Source organism: Pseudomonas sp. Pdm06, assembly GCF_014851795.1.
GTDB classification, from domain to species: domain Bacteria; phylum Pseudomonadota; class Gammaproteobacteria; order Pseudomonadales; family Pseudomonadaceae; genus Aquipseudomonas; species Aquipseudomonas fluorescens_AA.
The window spans coordinates 258980-276620 of record NZ_JACVAH010000001.1; the positions used below are offsets into that span (position 1 = coordinate 258980).

A 17641-nucleotide genomic window follows, 5' to 3' on the forward strand; every position below is an offset into this window, starting at 1 on the left:
CTTTATCGCGTGAGCAGCGTCACCAACTGATCGAATCGATTGTTGGCAATCCAGCCCAGCAAACCGAGCACCACCGCCGCGGCGCCAGCCGAATAGGCCAGCCTGTGGCGGATCACCTTGACGTCGGTGCGTATTTCATCCATGTCTTTGCGGATGTATTTGAGGTGGGTTTCCAGTTCAACGACGCGCGGTTCCAAATCAATTCCTCCAACGGGATTACTGCAACTTTTGCATTCGTTTCGAGTATCGGCCCGCCCGCTTCCAAAGGACGCGAGCTGCCGGGGCGACAGCTTGTATTCACGGTTATGCATGGGACGGTCCATCCCCTTGGCCATAACTGTTCGAGCGACTGATCCGGCCCCTGCGGGCCGTGACGTATCCATCCATGGGAGAATGCTTCCTTGTGTGATGAGGGTTTAAGCGATCCAGCAAAACATGAAGCCAAGGTGTCTCAATACCGCTAGAGGGTCAATTGAGCTGATTCGCCAGATCTTGTAAGAAAACTCTTCGAATCAGGGCGTGTCGATCGGACCAGTCGTCCTGCTCGTTTAATAAATTGAGACGCGCCGGGCTTTTTCGCGCCAATGAGCGGTCCCATGCCTGAACCTTCCAATGACGGAGACCACGATGAGCAAAGGCAAGGCGCTGTTGATTCTGCATGGCAAGCAAGCGCTCAACGAAGAGGTTCGCTCGGCAGTGATGCTCAAGCGCGAACAGGGCTGGGAGCTGGCGGTACGGTTGACCTGGGAAGCCGGTGATGCCCAGCGATGCGTCGATGAAGCCCTGGATGCCGGTTATACGCGACTGATCGCCGGCGGCGGTGATGGAACCTTGCGTGATATCGCCGAGGCGATCGTCCACAAGTCCAGCGATGCCAGCCTGGTACTGCTGCCGCTGGGCACGGCCAATGATTTCGCCCGGGCGGCTGGTGTTCCGTTGGAACCCGCGCAGGCCCTGGATCTATTGGACGTTGCGCCCCAGGCCGTTGATGTGGGTGACGTCGGCGGGCGGATTTTCCTGAACATGGCCACCGGCGGTTTTGGCAGCCAGGTGACGGCGAACACCTCCGAGGATCTCAAGAAGGTCTTGGGCGGCGCCGCCTACCTGTTCACGGGCCTGTCTCGATTCAGTGAACTGAGTACCGCCTATGGTGAGTTGCAGGGCCCCGATTTTTACTGGCAGGGCGATTTGCTCGCGCTGGGCATCGGTAATGGCCGGCAGGCGGGGGGAGGCCATGTGCTGTGCCCGCAAGCGTTGGCTGATGATGGGTTGCTGGACATCAGCATCCTGCCGGCGCCCCAGGAAGTGGTCAGTACGTTGAAGGACTTGCTGGCAGGCGGCCTGGGCATCGACAACATGTTTGTCCGCGCGCGCTTGCCATGGGTGGAAATCAAGGTCGCGCAAGGCCTGGACATCAATCTCGATGGCGAGCCGTTGCAGGTCGATACCCTGCGCTTCACTGTCCGCCCGAAGGCGCTGCGGCTGCACCTGCCGTCCGATTCGCCGCTGTTGGGCGGCGCGACGGCGCTCAGTCATCCAGGCTGATGATTTGCTCACGCACCGCGAACAGCACAAGGCCGGCCACGTCATGGATCTGCAAGCGCTTCATGACTTGCGCCCGGTGGGTTTCCACGGTCTTGACGCTCAGGTTCAGCCCATTGGCAATTTCCCGAGTGGACTTGCCGCGTACGATCAGTCGCAGAATTTCTAGCTGGCGTGCCGTCAGGTTATGGGCCTGGGCAGGGTCCTGCTGGTGTTTCTGGACGCGGGTCAGCGCCTGGTTGATCACCGTGTGGGCGATGGCCGGGCTCAGGTAGCGTTCGTCATTGCGCAGCGCTTCCAGGGCGTGTTTCAGCTCGGTGGCGGTGGTGTCCTTGAGCAGGTAGCCATGGGCGCCTGATTCCAGCGCCTGCATGATCAGCGCAGGATCCGTATGCATCGACAGGATCAGCACCTTGCTGTGGGGGCGCACCCGCTTGAGCTGTTGCAAGGCATCCAGGCCGCTGGTGTCCTTCATGGAAATGTCCAGCAGCACGATGTCGGGGTTCAGTCGTTCTACCAGCTCCACCAATTGTGTGCCGTCATTGGCTTCGCCGATCACGGCATAGTCCGGGATATCCATGACCAGAGCTCGTACGCCGGCCCTGATCAGGGAGTGGTCATCTACCAGGAGCAAATTACAAATCAAAGGAGAACCTTATTCTTACTGGCTCGCTCCAGGGCACGTGGCGCCCAGGGAAAGCGTGCTTCGATGTGCGTGCCTTTGCCGGCCTCGCTCACGACCTTGAGGGTGCCGCCCAGTTGTTCGACCCGCTCCGACATGCCGGCCATGCCCCGTTGACCTTCGCGAGCGGGGTGGCTGGCCGGGACAAATCCCTGGCCGTCGTCGCTGATCAGCAGGGTCAGGCCGTCGGGCTGGCGTTGCAGGCGTACCAGCAGATTCGTCGCCCGGGCATGGCGCAAGATATTGGTGACCGCTTCCTGGGTGATCCGGAACACCGCGACCGACATCTCCTCCGGGATACCCGTCATACGCTGCTGGCAATCGAGGCTCCACTTCACCGGGACGTTGGCCAGGGTCTTGAGCAGGTGCGCCCGCAGGCTGGCCTCAAGCCCGAGGCTGGTCAGTTCCCTGGGGTTGAGGATCGCCGATACGTCGCGGACCTTGTTGAGGGTTTCGTCCAGGGTTTCGCACAGGAGTGCGCACTGACCTTGCAATTCTTCCGGCATCCGCCGCTTGAGCCATTCGCCTTGCAGTTTCGCTGCGGTCAGCAATTGGCCAATGTCGTCGTGCAATTCGCGGCTGAGCCGATGGCGCTCATTCTCCTGGACCTCGAGCAACCGCTCGGCCAGCTCCTGGGGCTGGAACTTGATGGACTTGCGTGACAATCGATGATGGATCCAGACACAGCTCAAGGCCGCGACATTCACGGCCAGCAGGCCCAGCGGCACCGTGTGGGCGTACAGGTAGGTCAGCAGGCAGCCGAGGGTCGAGCACATGCACAATAATAATGTGAAGCGACGGGCGTTTTCTCGGGAGGGAGGCCAGGTGATGAATGACTTGAGGCTGGCGTGCATAGCGGATGGAGCCAATGAATGTTCGCTGCGGGCAGGCCGGTCAGCTCATCTGACAGGCCGGGTCGGGTAAACGTTTCAGGTCGAAGGCAGCTTCGGTTGGCGGCTATTACGGCACTGCCTGGAAGTGGCTGACGCGGGAGATAGTACCACTTCGCCTATCGTTGGTCGCGCTCGGGATGGTGCGGTGAAAGCACTAGAGAGCAGGCGTATTGCCATCGTATCAGGCTTGTTTCTGGGGATAAGACACCAACGCCAGCGGACGTGACGCGGCCAATGCCTGGTCGGGACTCTGGCCGACCTGGAAAGCGAATGCCTCGATCAAGGACGTTTGTTCGCTGTTGTCCAGGCTCAACTGGCCGGTGGTGTGATCGACCAGTTCCAATTGCCAGGCCATCAGGGTGAAGCAATCCTTCAAGGCATCCAGGGCCTGGTCATGCAATTCCATGTGGTTTTGCGCATGGCTGAGCAAGCCATGGATATGCAGGGAAAACTCCGAAACGGCTTCCAGCGCCAGGGCATTGGTCTTGTTTGCCAGTTTCAGCAAGGTGCTGAGCATGCAATCGATGGCGTCCTTGTCATTGTTGATCAATTGCAGATGGCTCAGGCATTCCTCCGACTTGGCCAGCAGTGTCTCGGCCTCGATCAGAAGTTCGGGAAGACGTTGACTCCAGTTCCTACGATCGTTCGGCATGCTTATCTCCACAACATCATGTCAGGCGAAAGGAAACCGCGTATGGCGAACGGCTGGATCTCAAGGTCGACCGCGGACGGACGTGCGACGACACGCCCGTGCCGTTTAGCGAAGGTGAATTCGTAAACGATTGCACGGGTGGGATCGGCCGAAAGGCTGCAGGTCCGATGTCCTGTGGTCGCGCACAAAAGCCTGACTCCGTTCAGCAATGAGAATGGCGTCACATTAATGGCTATTGGATAACGGGAATATCAGGTTGGACCTGATTGTGCCTAGGGGAATCCCTTAGACAGGGGAACTTAGTGCGCAAACCGGAGTCGCGCAGCGGGATAAACAGCAGATGAAATCGTGAAGCCAGTAAAGCATGATGTTAATGTGATATCAATTCCCGTGCTGTATTTTATCCGGGGTCAAGATTCGGCTTGTGCAGCCGATATCGGTTTTATTGGATTCATCCGAACAAGCCCAGGAGTCATCGATGGCCGGCATTCTCGACACAGTAGATCAACGAACCCAACTGGTGGGTGAGAATCGCCTGGAAATTCTCATGTTTCGCCTGGCGGGTCGGCAGTTGTTTGCCATTAACGTATTCAAGGTCCAGGAAGTCCTGCAACTGCCGAAGTTGACCCTGATGCCGCAACGCCACCCGTTCGTGTGCGGCGTGGTCAATCTGCGAGGCCAGACGCTGCCGGTGATTGACCTGTCCCAGGCCATTGGCATGCGGCCGCTGGTGCCGGGTGCCAACAGCACCATCATCGTGACCGAATACAACCGTTCGGTTCAGGCGTTCCTGGTGGGCGGCGTCGACCGCATCGTCAACATGAACTGGGAAGCCATCCTGCCACCGCCGACCAGCGCCGGCCGCGAGCACTACCTGACCGCCATCAGCAAGGTGGACGATCAGTTGGTGGAAATCATCGACGTGGAAAAAGTCCTGGCCGAAATCGTGCCGTACAACGCCAAGGTCTCCCGGGACAAACTCGAAGACCCGGTGCTGGAACGCGCCCGTGGCCGCGAAGTGCTGCTGGTGGACGACTCCAACGTTGCGCTCTCGCAATTGCGCGACACCCTGGGTCAACTGGGTGTGAAAATGCACATCGCCAGCGACGGCCTGAAGGCCCTGAACATGCTCAAGGCCTGGGCCGATACCGGCGAGGTCATGACCGACAAATTGCTGATGATCTTCACCGATGCCGAAATGCCGGAAATGGACGGCTACCGCTTGACCACCGAAATCCGCAACGACCCGCGTCTGCGTGGGCTCTATGTCGTGTTGCACACCTCGCTGTCCGGTAGCTTCAACGATTCGATGGTCAAGAAGGTCGGTTGCGACAACTTCCTCTCCAAATTCCAGCCGGACAAACTGGTCGACGTGGTGCGCCAGCGGCTGATGCTCGACTGAAACCGATGGTGGTTTGCTTCAATGGCCGGCTCGTATAAGGTGGCATTTTTTTGCCACCGGGGAAGTTGACCATGTTGCGGCTGAGCGCGCTGTATCGGTATCCGTTGAAGTCCGGCAAGGGCCAGCCCCTGCAGCAGATTGGCCTGGACAAGCTAGGGCTGGACGGTGATCGGCGCTGGATGCTGGTGGATGAGGGCACGGGGCGGTTCCTGACCCAGCGCGCCGTGGCGAAGATGAGTCAGCTTTCGGCCTTGTGGAACGAGGCGGGTGGCCTGACGCTCAGCGCACCGGGCCATGGTGCCATCGACGTGCCGCTGCCACCCACCCAGCAAGAGCGACGGCGCGGCGTGATCATCTGGCGTGACACCTTGCGTGTACCGGATGCCGGTGATGAGGCGGCGGCCTGGGTCAGCGAATTCATCGGCAGCCCCACGCGGTTGGTGCATGTGCCGGTGGAATTGGCGCGCACCACCGCCGCCGGTTATGGCAAGGATGACGACAAGGTCGCCTTTGCCGATGGTTTCCCCCTGCTGCTGATTGGCCAGGCCTCATTGCAGGACCTGTCGACCCGGGTCGGCCGCTCGCTGGAGATGTTGCGCTTTCGTCCCAACCTGGTGGTGGAGGGCGGCGAGGCGTTTGCCGAGGACGGTTGGAAGCGTATTCGTATCGGCGAGGTGGAGTTCCGGCTGGTCAAGCCCTGCTCGCGTTGCATCATGACCACGGTCGATCCGCACACCGGCGAACGCGATCCGAATCGCGAACCCTTTGCCACGTTGCAGCAATACCGTTCGACGCCGGACGGTGCGATGTTCGGCCAGAACCTGGTCAACGACAGCAACGGTCGGCTTGAAGTCGGCATGCCGGTTGAAGTGCTCGAATAAAAAGAACCGTGAACAAAAATGCCCGTGTCCAATGACCCGGGCATTTTTGTTTATCAGGTAACAGCTTTTCTGGCTTTTGTGGCGAGGGAACTGTGTCCCCGCTTTGTAGTGCGCTTAATCAGCCGCGATACTCACACAGGTAAGCGGTGTCGACGGCCACTTTGAGCTGGAACTTGCTGTTGGCCGGTACATTGAACTGGCTGCCGGCCGCGAAGGTTTCCCAATCGGTGCTGTCGGGCAGCTTCACGGTCAGGGCGCCGGAGACGACGTGCATGATTTCCCGTTGGGCCGTGCCGAACTCATATTCGCCCGGTGCCATGACGCCGATGGTCGCGGGGCCTTCGGCAGTGCCAAAAGCGATCGACTTGACGGTGCCGTCGAAGTACTCGTTGACTTTAAACATGGGCGATTCCTCGAAAAAGGGGCTGAAAAAGGCCGGCCAGTATGCACAAGGCTGCAACATTCGTCATCTGCCGCGCCGGGAAGTGGACGCCGCTCAACCCGGAAGCACCAGGGGCAACAATCGCGCGGTATTGCGGGCATCTTCCAGGGCGCGGTGCTGTTGCCCGCAAAATTGCAGGCCCGCCAGTTGCAGCGCGCCATTGAGGCCCAGCGGTCGTTCCAGTCGACGGGCCTTGGCGAAGCGTTGCTTGAGGTTCATGTGCGACACCTGGGCGAGGACACTGTGCAACTGCTGGCGCTGCCATTCCTGAAGCAGTTGCTTGCGGTCGTAGTCGCCCCAACTGACCCAGCTTTCCAGCTTCGGATGATACGGCGCCAGCCAGCGCTCGAACGCCGGCCAGACCTCGGTCAAGGGCGCGGCGCCGTCGATATTGGCCTGGGTGATGTGGGTCAGTTCGCGACAGAAAGGCGTGAGCAGCGGTCGTCTCAGGGGCCGCACGAAGCGCTGGAAGTGATCCACTTCGCGGCCGTCACGATTCACCAGCGTGGCGCCGATTTCGATAATTTCCATTTCGGTTACCGGCCAGCCACCCTCATCGGTGGTGGCCTCCAGATCAATCACCAGCCAGTGAGGCATTGCAGGGTTCCCGGTATCGGCGTGCTGATGGGTTTGAGCGTAGTCAAACCCCAGGCATCCGACTAGTGGGCTGTTTCAACGCGCAACAAAAGCTGGCGTTTTCTCACCTGATCACCTTGTGTGACCTGCAATTGCCTGACCACCCCGTCGATGCCTGCCTTGAGTGGGTGCTCCATTTTCATCGCTTCGAGCACCATCAGCAGTTGGCCTTGGCGCACCGGGCTGCCTTCGCTGACCAGTACCTCGACAATGGCACCGTCCATGGGCGCCAGGAGCGTACTGGCACTGGCACTGGCCTTGCTGGCGACGGGGGCCAGGGTCCGGTCTTGCAGGTGCAGGCCGCCGGGGCGGGTGGACAGCCAGAGATCGTGGCCTTCGAGGCGCCAGGCATGGCGCTGGCCAATCCCGTCGATGACCAGCGTTGCGCCCTGCGCATCAACGTCGAGCAGCCTCAGCTCGATCAAGCGCCCGGCGCTGCGGATGTTCAGTGTCCCGTCGGTTTCGGTTTCAAGGCTCAGCACCCAGTCGCGCTCCCCGACGCCGATCCGATAATGCAGCGCCGTGCCGATGCTGTTGCGCCACCCGCCCAGGCCGGGTGCATGCCGTGCCTGCGATGCCTGATAAAACGCCGCGGTGGCGATGGCCAGTTGTTCGACCGAGGGCTCAAGGGGTAGAAGCGCCGCATGATTGGCAAAATGCTGGCCGATGAAGCCGGTGTTGAAGTCGCCGTCGATGAACCGCGGATGCGCCAGCAAGCCGGCGAGCAAGCGCTGGTTGCTCTGGACCCCAAGCAGCACGCAATCCTCCACCGCTCGCAACAGTTTGCGGCGTGCTTCGTCGCGGGTGGCGCCGTGGACGATGAGTTTGCCCAGCATCGAATCGTAGAACGGCGTGATGGCCTGGCCCTGCTGCAGGCCATGGTCGACTCGTACACCGTCGCGGATGGGGGGCTCCCAGCCAACCAAGCGCCCGGTCTGGGGCAGGAAATCCGCCGCTGGGTCCTCGGCGTACAACCGCACTTGCAGGGCATGGCCGCTGAGCGTCACCTGCTCCTGGCACAGGGGCAGCGGCCTGCCGGCGGCGACGTCCAATTGCCAGGCCACCAGGTCCAGGCCGGTGATCAACTCGGTGACCGGGTGCTCGACCTGCAGGCGCGTGTTCATCTCCAGGAAGTAAAACCGACCGTCCGCCGCGAGCAGGAACTCCACGGTCCCGGCACCGACGTAATGCACTGCGCGCCCCGCCTTGAGTGCCGCCTCGCCCATGGCCCGGCGCAGGTCGGCGGTCATGACCGGGCAGGGCGCTTCCTCGATGATTTTCTGGTGGCGCCGCTGGATCGAGCAGTCCCGTTCACCCAGGTGGATCAACTGGCCGTGGTGGTCGCCGAAGATCTGCACTTCCACATGCCGCGGATCGATCAAGGCTTGTTCGAGGATCAACTCGTCGCTGCCGAAGCCGTGCAGGGCTTCCGAGCGTGCGCTGCGCAACTGCTCCAGCAGGTCCTCGGCGCGCTGGACCAGGCGCATGCCGCGGCCGCCGCCACCGGCACTGGCCTTGATCATCAGCGGGTAGCCGATGCGCCCGGCTTCGCGCTGCAGCGTGTCGTCGTCCTGGGCGGCGCCCTGGTAACCGGCGATGCAGGGAACACCGGCCTGGATCATGGCGATTTTTGCCCGGCGCTTGCTGCCCATCAGTTCGATGGCCTCGGGGCTGGGGCCGATGAAAACCAGGCTAGCCTGCGCGCAGGCGTGGGCGAACCGCGCATTTTCCGAAAGAAAGCCGTAGCCGGGGTGGATCGCATCGGCGCCGCTGCGCCGGGCCGCCTCGAGAATGGCCAAGGGGTCGAGGTAGGACTGCTGCACCGGGGCCGGGCCGATCAGCACGGCTTCATCGGCCATGCGCACGTGCAGCGCATCGGCGTCGGCCTCGCTGAACACCGCCACCGTGCGATAACCCTGGGCCTGGGCGGTGCGCTGGATGCGACAGGCGATTTCGCCGCGGTTGGCGATGAGGATTTTGCTGAAGGCGGGCATGGGGGCATTCCTGGAGTCTTGTGGTGTCTGTTTGGGCCTCATCGCGAGCAAGCTTTGCTCCCACAATACCCAGTGAGTGCATTAGCCTGTGGGAGCAAAGCTTGCTCGCGATGGCGGTCTGACAGGCGATGTACTCAGTTTTTCTTCCCTGGCAAAATGCCCATGAGCTTGCAGATGATGCCCAGCATGATTTCGTCCGCGCCGGCGCCGATGGACACCAGCCGTACGTCGCGATAGGCGCGGGCGACCGGGTTGTCCCACATGAAGCCCATGCCGCCCCAGTATTGCAGGCAACTGTCGGTGGTTTCCCGGGCCAGGCGTCCGGCCTTGAGCTTGGCCATCGAGGCCAGTCGCGTGACATCCTGGCCGTGGATGTACTGCTCGGTGGCCTGGTAGACCAGCGCCCGCAGGGATTCGATTTCGCTGGCCAGTTCCGCCAGGCGGAAGTGGATCACCTGGTTGTCGATCAGGGCCGTGCCGAAGGTCTTGCGCTCCTTGCAGTACTCGATGGTGCTGTCGATGCAATGCTCCAGGCCCTTGAGCATGTTGGCCGCGCCGAACAGGCGTTCTTCCTGGAATTGCAGCATCTGCATCATGAACCCGGCACCTTCCTGGCCGATGCGATTGCGTTGTGGCACCCGCACGTCGTCGAAAAACACCTGGGCGGTTTCCGAGCTGCGCATGCCGAGTTTGTCCAGATGCTGGCCGAGGCTGATGCCGGCGCTGCGCATCGGCACCATGATCAGCGATTTGTTGATGTGGGGCTTGTCGTCCGAGGTATTCGCCAACAGGCAAATGAAGTCAGCGCTCGGCGCATTGGTGATCCACATCTTGCTGCCGTTGATGACGTAGTCGTCGCCGTCCTTGCGCGCCGTGGTCTTGAGGCCGGCGACGTCGGAGCCGGCACCGACTTCCGAGACGCCGATGCAGCCCACCTGTTCGCCGCGAATAGCCGGGCGCAGGAACGCTTCGCGCAACTCGTCGGAGCCGAAACGGGCCAGGGCCGGGGTGCACATGTCGGTCTGCACGCCGATGGACATTGGCACGCCGCCGCAATGAATAGTGCCGAATTCCTCGGCCGCGACGATCGAATAGCTGTAGTCCAGGCCCATGCCGCCGAAGGCCTGCAGCTTGGAAATACCCAGCAGGCCCAACTCGCCGGCCTTGCGGAAAATCTCGTGGATGGGAAAACGTCCGGCCCGCTCCCATTCGTCGACGTAGGGATTGATGTCGTGGTCGACAAACTGGCGGACGGTGCGCCGCAGCGCTTCGTGTTCCTGGGTGAAGATCATTTTTATTGTTCTCCTGGAGGTTGCGCTCAGAAGCGGGCCACGCCGAAGCTGTTGGCTTGCAGTGGCCGCTGCTCGGACTCGTGACAGATGTCCAGTAGCAAGCCCAGCAAGGTGCGGGTGTCGCGCGGGTCGATGAGCCCGTCGTCCCACAGGCTGGCGCTGCCGTAGAGGGCGGTGGATTGGCTGTCGAGTTTCTGCGCGGTGGTTTGCTCGAGCAGGTCCAGCATCTTCGGGTCGGGGCTCAGGCCGTTCTTGAGTTGCGTGGCCTCGGTGACCATCCGCAGGACCTTGCCGGCCTGGGCGCCGCCCATCACGGCGGTGTGACTGTTGGGCCAGGCGAAGATGAAGCGCGGGTCAAGCCCGCGGCCGCACATGGCGTAGTTGCCAGCACCATAGGAGCCGCCTACCACGACGGTCAGCTTGGGCACTCGGGCATTGGCCACGGCCTGGATCATCTTGGCGCCATGCTTGATCACCCCTTGTCGCTCCGACTCGGTGCCGACCATGAACCCGGTGGTGTTGTGCAAAAACAGCAACGGCGTGCGGCTCTGATCGCACAACTGGATGAACTGCGCCGCCTTGGCCGCTCCCTGTGGCGTGATGGGGCCGTTGTTGCCGATCAGGCCGCAGGCATGGCCGCGAATGTGCAGGTGACCGCAAATCGTCTGGGTGTCGAATTCGCTTTTGAAGGCCAGGAAATACGAGCCGTCGGCGATGCGGGCGATGATTTCCCCCACGTCATAGGGTTTCTTCGGGTCGTCGGGCACCAGTCCCAATAATTCGTCGGCGGGGTAGAGCGGCTCCGTCCAGGTCCGTTCGGGCTGTGGCGGCAATTGTGCATTCCAGGGCAGCAAGTCGAGGATTTCCCGGGCCAGGCGTATGCCATCGGCGTCGTTCTCCGCCAGGTATTCGGCAGTGCCGGCCACCTGCACGTGCATCAGCGCACCGCCCAGTTCCTCTTCGCTGGCCACTTCGCCGGTCGCGGCCTTGAGCAACGGCGGCCCGGCCAGGAACAGCCGCGCCTTGTCGCGCACCACCACCACGTAATCCGACAAACCCGGCTGATAAGCGCCGCCGGCCGTGGCCGAGCCATGCACTACGGTGATCTGCGGCAGGCCCATGGCCGACATACGTGCCTGATTGGCGAAGCAGCGCGCGCCTTCGACGAAAATCCGCGCCGCGTAATTGAGATTGGCGCCGCCACTTTCGGCGAGGGTGATGACCGGCAGTTTGTTTTCCATGGCGATCTGTTGCAGGCGCAGGGTCTTGTGCAAACCGCTGGGGGAAATCGTGCCGCCCTTGATCGCGCTGTTGTTGGCCACCACCAGTGCCCGCACCCCGGACACGTAGCCGATCCCGGCGATCAGGCCGCCGCCGGCCTGGCTGCCGTCCTTGTCGTCATGGAGTTTGTAGCCGGCCAGGCTCGCCAACTCGAGGAACGGTGCGCCGGGGTCCAGCAGCAGGTTCAGGCGCTGGCGTGGCAACAGTTGGCCGCGCTGGTCGAACTTGTCCTGGGCCTGGGCGGCTTTCGCCAGCACGGCCCGTTCGAGTTGGCGCAGTTGTTCGACACCGGCCAGCATCGCCGCGTGGTTGCGTGCGAAGTCAGCGCTGTGGGGATCCAGGTGCGATTCGATGACCGGCATGCAGACTCCTCGTGTTGGAACGGATCAGCGAAGCCCTGTGGCAAGGGAGCTTGCTCCCGCTCGATTGCGCCGCAATCGCAAAAGCCGGGGTCGCTGCGCAACCCAGCGGGAGCAAGCTCCCTCGCCACAGGGGCTGCTGATCGTTTATTTGCCATGGCGACCGCCCTTAGCCGACCTGATCGGCAATGCTTTGCGGCACCGGTATCTGAATCTCCAGCAACTGCTGGGCGAACGCCTTGCCCTGGGGATCGATGCGCAGGCTGGCGACACCGCCGCCACCGAGGGCGTTTTCCAGCAGGAAATTCAAACTGTGGGTGCCTGGCAGGTACCAGCGTTCGACCCGGCCCAGCAGCGGGTCGAGCACGTGGCTCATCCAGTCGACCATCACCTCCGGGGTCAGCGCCTCGGCGATCCAGGGCAGGTATTCGGGTTCCCGGGCGATCACGCCAATGTTGCTGTGGTTGCCTTTGTCGCCGGAGCGCGCCACCGCCAGTTTGATCAGCGGCACGCTGGCGTCGGCCTGACCCTGGGGTTTGGGCGGGGCCGGGGCGATCGGCAGATCGGTGGTGTGCAGCGGTTCGAAAGCGGGCAGGGAGCAAGGGTGGTGCTGGCCGTCGAGTTCGATGGCGAGCCGACAGGTGGTTTTGTCGATCAGGAACGAGAACAGGCGAATCAACGGCGACACCGTCGGCCGGCCACCGACCAGGCCGGTCAGTCCCGGCGCCATGCCAGTGGCGGCCTGGGCGATTTCCCTGGAAAACAGCACCAGCGGCTGTTTATCCGGGTGCCGTACCGCCAGCTTGATCACCACCTCACGGCTGTCCCGGCGCTGGCCGTGCTGGCCATAAGTGGCTTCGCTGCCCAGCAGTTCGATGTTCACGTCGCTGTAGGGCGCCCAGCCACGTTGGCGCAACAGCTGTGAGGTCTTGGCGACGATCGCCTGGCTGACCCGTTCAGCCTTGGCCACCGCATCGATGCCGGCGATCAGGCAGGTGGCGGTGCAGCGCCAGCCGTCCAGCCAGGTGGCGCAGACCTTGTACCGGTCGCTGGGCGGCAGGCCCCTGGCCCCGTGGACGCGCACGGCGTGCTTGCCCTGCTGGATCAACCTGACCTGGCTGAAATCGCAGATCACGTCGGGCAGCAGGTAACCTTGCGGGTCGCCGATTTCGTAGAGCAACTGCTCGCCGACGGTCAACGGCGTGACCAGCCCGCCGCTGCCTTCGGTCTTGGTGACAATGAACTGGCCATCGGCGCTGACCTCGACGATGGGAAAGCCGATGTGCTCGTAATCCGGCACAGCCCGCCAGTCGGTAAAATTACCGCCCGTGCACTGGGCGCCACACTCGATGAGATGGCCCGCGAGCGCGGCCTGGGCCAATCTGTCGTAATCGTCCCAGGCCCAGCCGAACTCATGCACCAGGGCGGCGCTGACCACGGCACTGTCCACCACGCGGCCGGTGATCACTACATCGGCGCCCAGGCGCAACGCCTCGACGATGCCGGGTGCGCCGAGGTAGGCGTTGATGGACACACACGCGGGAGGCAGGGGCTCGCCGCTGAACATCTCGTCGATGCCCTGGGCGGCGAGCCGTTCGTGTTGCGGTTGCAGGTCATCGCCCAGCAGCACGGCAATCTTCAGCGCTACGCCGGCCTGATCGCAGGCTGCTTGCAGAGCCTTCGCACAGGCCTGGGGATTGACCCCGCCGGCGTTGCTGATGACTCGGATCCTGTCGTCATGCAAACGCTGGAGCAGCGGGGTGAGGACCTCGATGAAGTCCGTGGCATAGCCGCTCGAAGCATCTTTCAGGCGCGTCCCGGCCATGATCGACATCGTGACTTCGGCCAGATAGTCGAACACCAGGTAATCCAGCGCACCGCCCTCGACCAGTTGCGCCGCCGCGGTGCAGGTGTCGCCCCAAAAGGCGCTGGCGCAACCGATTCGGATCGTTTTGGGCATGGCGTTCCCTCCGGCAAAGGTGGCTCGAGACTACCAAGCAAGCGCTTGGTTTGTAAACGGTTGCCGGTTCTTCTGGCCGAGCGCTTGCTTGGTTGCTTCGCTCGGCTTAAATTGCCCGCGCCACCGATGGTTTGCTGTGCAGTGGCGATGCGTTGGTTGATCGACTGTAGGAGAGAATGGGTGGACGAGCAAAAAGCCCAGGGCGTGATGCGTGAGCTGGTCGACAACGGGCAACTGACCGACCCGGACAGTGCGCGCGGCAAACTGCTCCAGACTGCCGCCCACCTGTTTCGCAACAAGGGCTTCGAGCGCACCACGGTGCGCGACCTGGCCAGCGCCGTGGGCATCCAGTCGGGCAGCATCTTTCACCATTTCAAGAGCAAGGACGACATCCTGCGGGCGGTGATGGAAGAAACCATCCGCTACAACACCGCATTGATGCGCGCTGCCCTGGCCGAGGCCGACAACGTGCGCGAACGGGTGCTGGCGCTGATTCGCTGCGAATTGCAGTCGATCATGGGTGGCACTGGCGAGGCCATGGCGGTGCTGGTCTATGAATGGCGTTCGCTCTCGCCGGACGGACAGCGGCACGTGCTGGCCCTGCGTGATACATATGAAGACTTGTGGCTCGAGGTCTTGGGCCAGGCCAAGGAGGCCGGGTATATTCGCGGGGACGTGCCCATTACCCGGCGGTTCCTCACGGGGGCGTTGTCCTGGACCACCACCTGGTTTCGCGCCGAAGGCAGCCTGAGCCTCGATGAACTGGCCGAGCAGGCCCTGATCCTGGTGCTTGAAGAAAAACAATAATCGAACGGCGCTTTAAATGGCCGCATGGCTGGCTAAGCGGCTGAAACCGCCTAGCTTGATTGTAGTGATGGGGACTTTTGGGGAGTGGGTTATCTTGACGTTTTCGCCGATGGGGATGACCTCCCGTGTACTGCTGGCCACCCTGGCCGTTTTCCTGGCGTTGCCGATCGAGGCGGCGCAACTGGTGCGGATCGGCGCGGCACACTTTCCACCCTATACCGTTCGTCCCGAGAACGGTGCCGACACCGGCCTGCTGCCGCAGATGGTGGAGGCCTTGAACCAGTCGCAAAGCGACTACCAGTTCGTCCTGGTGCCGACGTCGATCCCGCGCCGGTTCAATGATTTCAAGCAGGGCCGGGTCGACATGGCCATTTTCGAGAACCCCGAATGGGGTTGGCAGGATGTGCCACACACGTCGGTGGACATGGGCCTGGAAGATGCGGAAGTCTTCGTCGCCCAGCGCCAGCCGGAGCGCCAGCAAAGTTATTTCGCCGACCTCAGGGGCAAGCGCCTGGCGTTGTTCAGCGGCTATCACTACGCCTTTGCCGAATTCAACGCCGACCCCAAGTTTCTCGCCGGTCAATACAACGCCACGCTGACGTATTCCCACGACAGCAATCTGCTGATGGTCTTGCGTGGGCGGGCGGATATCGCCCTGGTGACCCGTTCGTACCTCAACGATTACGTGCTGCGCAATCCCGAAGTCGGCCCGCAGCTGCTGGTGTCTGAGCGCATCGATCAGGTTTACCACCATTACGCGCTGATCCGGCCACAGGCGCCCATTTCCAGTGAAGCGTTCGCACAGTTGCTGCAAACGCTGCGGGATAACGGTCAGATGCTGAAGATTTTCCAGCCTTATCAGATCCAACTGGTCTCCATGCATTCCCATTGAAGGCGACCCTAAATTTCCCGCCCCGGCTCACGTCACACGTTGACTACCGACGAATACGCGAGCCGCTCCCATGTCCAACCTCAACCACCCGACGACACTGCCTTTGCCCGGTGGTCGTCGCCTCGGCGCCGATGAAACCGAACGCCACCTGAGCCTGATGCTTGAAGGCGCGCCGCTGATCCGGCTGCGCCTTGTGCGTGGCCCCGAGTTGCATGTGCATTTGCAGGAAATCAACGACCGCCCGGTGGGGCCGGCGCTGTGGGCGGCCTGCTATTGGCTGTTTGCCCGCGATCCCGAGTGTCAGCACCTGACCTGGCACCTCGACGAGCGCCCCGGCGAAGCCTTGCTCAGCGGTTTATTGACGGTCACGGAGCGTGCCGGTGAATACCGCTGCGAGCGCACGATGTTCTGGCAATTGCCGCAGCCCTGGCTGGGGGAGTCGTTCAGCGGCAGTTACCCGCAACAGATGGTCATCACCGATGGCCGCCGCCATCCACGCCGGCCCATGAAGCCGCGTGGCGAGGTGTATCGACGTTTCGATGCGCGGCTGGGGGCCTGGGTGTCGTTGCGCACCCTGGAAATCGAGCAGGACCTGGAGCGTTTCAACCGCTGGCAGAACAGCCCGCGAGTGGCGAGCTTCTGGCAGGAGGAGGGCAGTCTGGAACAGCATCGCGAGTACCTGGGCAAGCTGCAGGCCGATCCCCGAGTCTTGACCTTGATCGGTTGCTTCGATGACCAGCCGTTCGCTTACTTCGAAGCCTATTGGGCCAAGGAGGATCGGATCGCGCCGTTCTATGAAGCCGACCACTACGATCGCGGCATCCACATGCTGGTGGGCGAAGAGCAGCACCGCGGGCCGCACAAGGTGGCGAGCTGGTTGTCGGCGCTGGTGCATTACCTGTTCCTGGACGACCCGCGCACCCAGCGCGTGGTCGCCGAGCCCCGGGCCGACAATGCGCGGATGATCGGGCACCTGCACAACCAGTGCTTCCATTGTGAAAAGGAATTCGATTTCCCTCACAAGCGCGCGGCGCTGATGATCCTGGGGCGTGAGCGGTTTTTTGATCGGTGTGGGTTGATGTAAGGGGAGGGGCGGTCATCAGGCCGCCATCGCGGGCAAGCCTTGCTCCCACAGGCTCCGGGCTTCACAAACTATCTGCCTGCCAGAAAAAACTGTGGGAGCAAGGCTTGCCCGCGATGGGGCCGCAACTAACACCCCCTATCACCGCCGGGCGAAAGTATCCCCCCGAACCCCCGACACCTTGCGGCAATGCACCAGTGCGTCGCGGATCATGAAGTTCACCAGGGTCGGCGAGACCCCCAGTTCCTTGGCGATGTCCTTCTGTGGCACGCCGTGCAGGCGGTACATCTCGAAGGCATAGCGGGTGCGGCTGGGCAGTTCGGTCAGCGCGTCGGCGATGTGCTCCAGCGTGGAGAAGTTGATATGGGAGGTTTCTGGCGAAGCACCCTGGATCACCACGTTCAACCCTTCCTCCTCCGGCCCCGAGTATTTCTGTTCCAGCGCCTGCTTGCGGTAGTGGTCGATCGCCAGGTTGCGCACGATCTGGAACAGATAACTGAGTTGCGCCTTGAACGAGGAGGTGATCTGTGGTGCCGATTGCAGCCGGAAAAAGGCGTCCTGCACCACATCTTCCGCGCGGGACCGGCAACCGGTAATGCGCGCCGCGATCTTGACCAGGATCAGTCGGTTATCGACGAACGCCTGGAGTAACGGTGAGTCGCACCTGCTTGTGGATACTTGTTCCGTCATGGAATTCACCTTGCTGCAAAAAGTTAGCGGGACGTCCGGATGCCGGACCCGTCCTACACATCGAGCGCCAAATTAGGCTTAATGATAATGATTGTCAATTGAGAAAAAGAATTATTGATGTAATAAAGTCCAGCTTCGGCGCCGCGACCCATTGT

17 protein-coding genes are annotated in these 17641 nt (G+C 62.1%); 6 read left to right on the plus strand and 11 right to left on the minus strand.

Going from position 1 to position 17641, the window contains the following annotated elements:
- Positions 1–2: 2 nt before the first annotated feature.
- Positions 3–311, minus strand: a complete 309-nt coding sequence (locus IB266_RS30625) for a hypothetical protein (RefSeq protein WP_225613369.1) — start codon at positions 309–311, stop codon at positions 3–5.
- A 316-nt stretch (positions 312–627) separates the two neighbouring features.
- On the opposite strand from IB266_RS30625, the gene yegS reads away from it, so the two are divergent.
- Positions 628–1545, plus strand: coding sequence for a lipid kinase YegS (yegS, locus tag IB266_RS01190; protein WP_060738517.1), 918 nt, complete (start codon positions 628–630; stop codon positions 1543–1545).
- Here the strand turns inward: yegS and IB266_RS01195 are convergent.
- The 3 genes from IB266_RS01195 to IB266_RS01205 form a co-directional block, all read right to left on the minus strand.
- The gene (locus IB266_RS01195; protein ID WP_192259652.1) at positions 1529–2188 is read right to left on the minus strand and encodes a response regulator transcription factor; all 660 of its coding nucleotides are present in this window, start codon (positions 2186–2188) and stop codon (positions 1529–1531) included. The genes yegS and IB266_RS01195 overlap by 17 nt on opposite strands.
- Positions 2185–3078, minus strand: a complete 894-nt coding sequence (locus IB266_RS01200; protein ID WP_192260108.1) for a sensor histidine kinase — start codon at positions 3076–3078, stop codon at positions 2185–2187. The genes IB266_RS01195 and IB266_RS01200 overlap by 4 nt, the downstream gene beginning before the upstream one ends.
- A gap of 220 nt (positions 3079–3298) precedes the next feature.
- Complete coding sequence (locus IB266_RS01205; protein WP_060738514.1) at positions 3299–3769, minus strand: hypothetical protein; 471 nt, start codon at positions 3767–3769, stop codon at positions 3299–3301.
- Positions 3770–4247: 478 nt separating this feature from the next.
- Between IB266_RS01205 and IB266_RS01210 the strand changes: the two genes are divergently transcribed.
- Positions 4248–5171 (plus strand): chemotaxis protein CheV, encoded by a 924-nt coding sequence (locus IB266_RS01210; RefSeq protein ID WP_053120553.1) that lies wholly within the window; start codon positions 4248–4250, stop codon positions 5169–5171.
- A gap of 71 nt (positions 5172–5242) precedes the next feature.
- Positions 5243–6052 carry an MOSC domain-containing protein gene (locus tag IB266_RS01215; RefSeq protein WP_192259654.1) on the plus strand — a complete coding sequence of 270 codons (810 nt, stop codon included), beginning with the start codon at positions 5243–5245 and terminating at the stop codon, positions 6050–6052.
- A gap of 118 nt (positions 6053–6170) precedes the next feature.
- Here the strand turns inward: IB266_RS01215 and IB266_RS01220 are convergent, their stop codons facing one another.
- The 6 genes from IB266_RS01220 to IB266_RS01245 all read right to left on the minus strand — a co-directional run bounded on the left by IB266_RS01220 (position 6171) and on the right by IB266_RS01245 (position 14016).
- Positions 6171–6455, minus strand: coding sequence for a pyrimidine/purine nucleoside phosphorylase (locus tag IB266_RS01220; RefSeq protein WP_003183665.1), 285 nt, complete (start codon positions 6453–6455; stop codon positions 6171–6173).
- A 93-nt stretch (positions 6456–6548) separates the two neighbouring features.
- On the minus strand, positions 6549–7091 hold the full coding sequence (locus tag IB266_RS01225) for an exonuclease domain-containing protein (protein ID WP_192259656.1): 543 nt from the start codon (positions 7089–7091) through the stop codon (positions 6549–6551).
- A 62-nt stretch (positions 7092–7153) separates the two neighbouring features.
- Positions 7154–9124, minus strand: coding sequence for an acetyl/propionyl/methylcrotonyl-CoA carboxylase subunit alpha (locus tag IB266_RS01230; RefSeq protein WP_192259658.1), 1971 nt, complete (start codon positions 9122–9124; stop codon positions 7154–7156).
- 134 nt (positions 9125–9258) lie between these two features.
- Entirely contained in the window at positions 9259–10416 is a 1158-nt protein-coding gene (atuD, locus tag IB266_RS01235) for a citronellyl-CoA dehydrogenase (protein ID WP_192259660.1), read from the minus strand.
- 26 nt (positions 10417–10442) lie between these two features.
- Positions 10443–12059: a geranyl-CoA carboxylase subunit beta gene (atuC, locus tag IB266_RS01240; RefSeq protein ID WP_192259662.1), complete on the minus strand. Its 1617-nt coding sequence runs from the start codon at positions 12057–12059 to the stop codon at positions 10443–10445.
- A 166-nt stretch (positions 12060–12225) separates the two neighbouring features.
- On the minus strand, positions 12226–14016 hold the full coding sequence (locus IB266_RS01245; RefSeq protein ID WP_192259664.1) for an acyclic terpene utilization AtuA family protein: 1791 nt from the start codon (positions 14014–14016) through the stop codon (positions 12226–12228).
- Between the two features lie 180 nt (positions 14017–14196).
- Here IB266_RS01245 and IB266_RS01250 point away from each other — a divergent pair, with 180 nt between their 5' ends.
- The 3 genes from IB266_RS01250 to IB266_RS01260 all read left to right on the plus strand — a co-directional run bounded on the left by IB266_RS01250 (position 14197) and on the right by IB266_RS01260 (position 16799).
- Positions 14197–14823 carry a TetR/AcrR family transcriptional regulator gene (locus tag IB266_RS01250; RefSeq protein WP_192259666.1) on the plus strand — a complete coding sequence of 209 codons (627 nt, stop codon included), beginning with the start codon at positions 14197–14199 and terminating at the stop codon, positions 14821–14823.
- A gap of 115 nt (positions 14824–14938) precedes the next feature.
- Positions 14939–15715, plus strand: a complete 777-nt coding sequence (locus IB266_RS01255) for a substrate-binding periplasmic protein (protein WP_192260110.1) — start codon at positions 14939–14941, stop codon at positions 15713–15715.
- A 70-nt stretch (positions 15716–15785) separates the two neighbouring features.
- Positions 15786–16799 carry a GNAT family N-acetyltransferase gene (locus tag IB266_RS01260; protein ID WP_060738506.1) on the plus strand — a complete coding sequence of 338 codons (1014 nt, stop codon included), beginning with the start codon at positions 15786–15788 and terminating at the stop codon, positions 16797–16799.
- 138 nt (positions 16800–16937) lie between these two features.
- Here the strand turns inward: IB266_RS01260 and IB266_RS01265 are convergent, their stop codons facing one another.
- Complete coding sequence (locus IB266_RS01265; protein ID WP_024619408.1) at positions 16938–17486, minus strand: RNA polymerase factor sigma-70; 549 nt, start codon at positions 17484–17486, stop codon at positions 16938–16940.
- Positions 17487–17641 lie beyond the last annotated feature (155 nt).

Coding starts and splice junctions, on each gene's coding strand:
- IB266_RS01200 (WP_192260108.1), bottom strand. CDS start 3,078: ATGCACGCCAGCCTCAAGTCATTCATCACCTGGCCTCCCTCCCGAGAA.
- IB266_RS30625 (WP_225613369.1), bottom strand. CDS start 311: ATGCATAACCGTGAATACAAGCTGTCGCCCCGGCAGCTCGCGTCCTTT.
- yegS (WP_060738517.1), top strand. CDS start 628: ATGAGCAAAGGCAAGGCGCTGTTGATTCTGCATGGCAAGCAAGCGCTC.
- atuC (WP_192259662.1), bottom strand. CDS start 12,059: ATGCCGGTCATCGAATCGCACCTGGATCCCCACAGCGCTGACTTCGCA.
- atuD (WP_192259660.1), bottom strand. CDS start 10,416: ATGATCTTCACCCAGGAACACGAAGCGCTGCGGCGCACCGTCCGCCAG.
- IB266_RS01230 (WP_192259658.1), bottom strand. CDS start 9,124: ATGCCCGCCTTCAGCAAAATCCTCATCGCCAACCGCGGCGAAATCGCC.
- IB266_RS01205 (WP_060738514.1), bottom strand. CDS start 3,769: ATGCCGAACGATCGTAGGAACTGGAGTCAACGTCTTCCCGAACTTCTG.
- IB266_RS01225 (WP_192259656.1), bottom strand. CDS start 7,091: ATGCCTCACTGGCTGGTGATTGATCTGGAGGCCACCACCGATGAGGGT.
- IB266_RS01215 (WP_192259654.1), top strand. CDS start 5,243: ATGTTGCGGCTGAGCGCGCTGTATCGGTATCCGTTGAAGTCCGGCAAG.
- IB266_RS01260 (WP_060738506.1), top strand. CDS start 15,786: ATGTCCAACCTCAACCACCCGACGACACTGCCTTTGCCCGGTGGTCGT.
- IB266_RS01265 (WP_024619408.1), bottom strand. CDS start 17,486: ATGACGGAACAAGTATCCACAAGCAGGTGCGACTCACCGTTACTCCAG.
- IB266_RS01220 (WP_003183665.1), bottom strand. CDS start 6,455: ATGTTTAAAGTCAACGAGTACTTCGACGGCACCGTCAAGTCGATCGCT.
- IB266_RS01245 (WP_192259664.1), bottom strand. CDS start 14,016: ATGCCCAAAACGATCCGAATCGGTTGCGCCAGCGCCTTTTGGGGCGAC.
- IB266_RS01255 (WP_192260110.1), top strand. CDS start 14,939: ATGACCTCCCGTGTACTGCTGGCCACCCTGGCCGTTTTCCTGGCGTTG.
- IB266_RS01210 (WP_053120553.1), top strand. CDS start 4,248: ATGGCCGGCATTCTCGACACAGTAGATCAACGAACCCAACTGGTGGGT.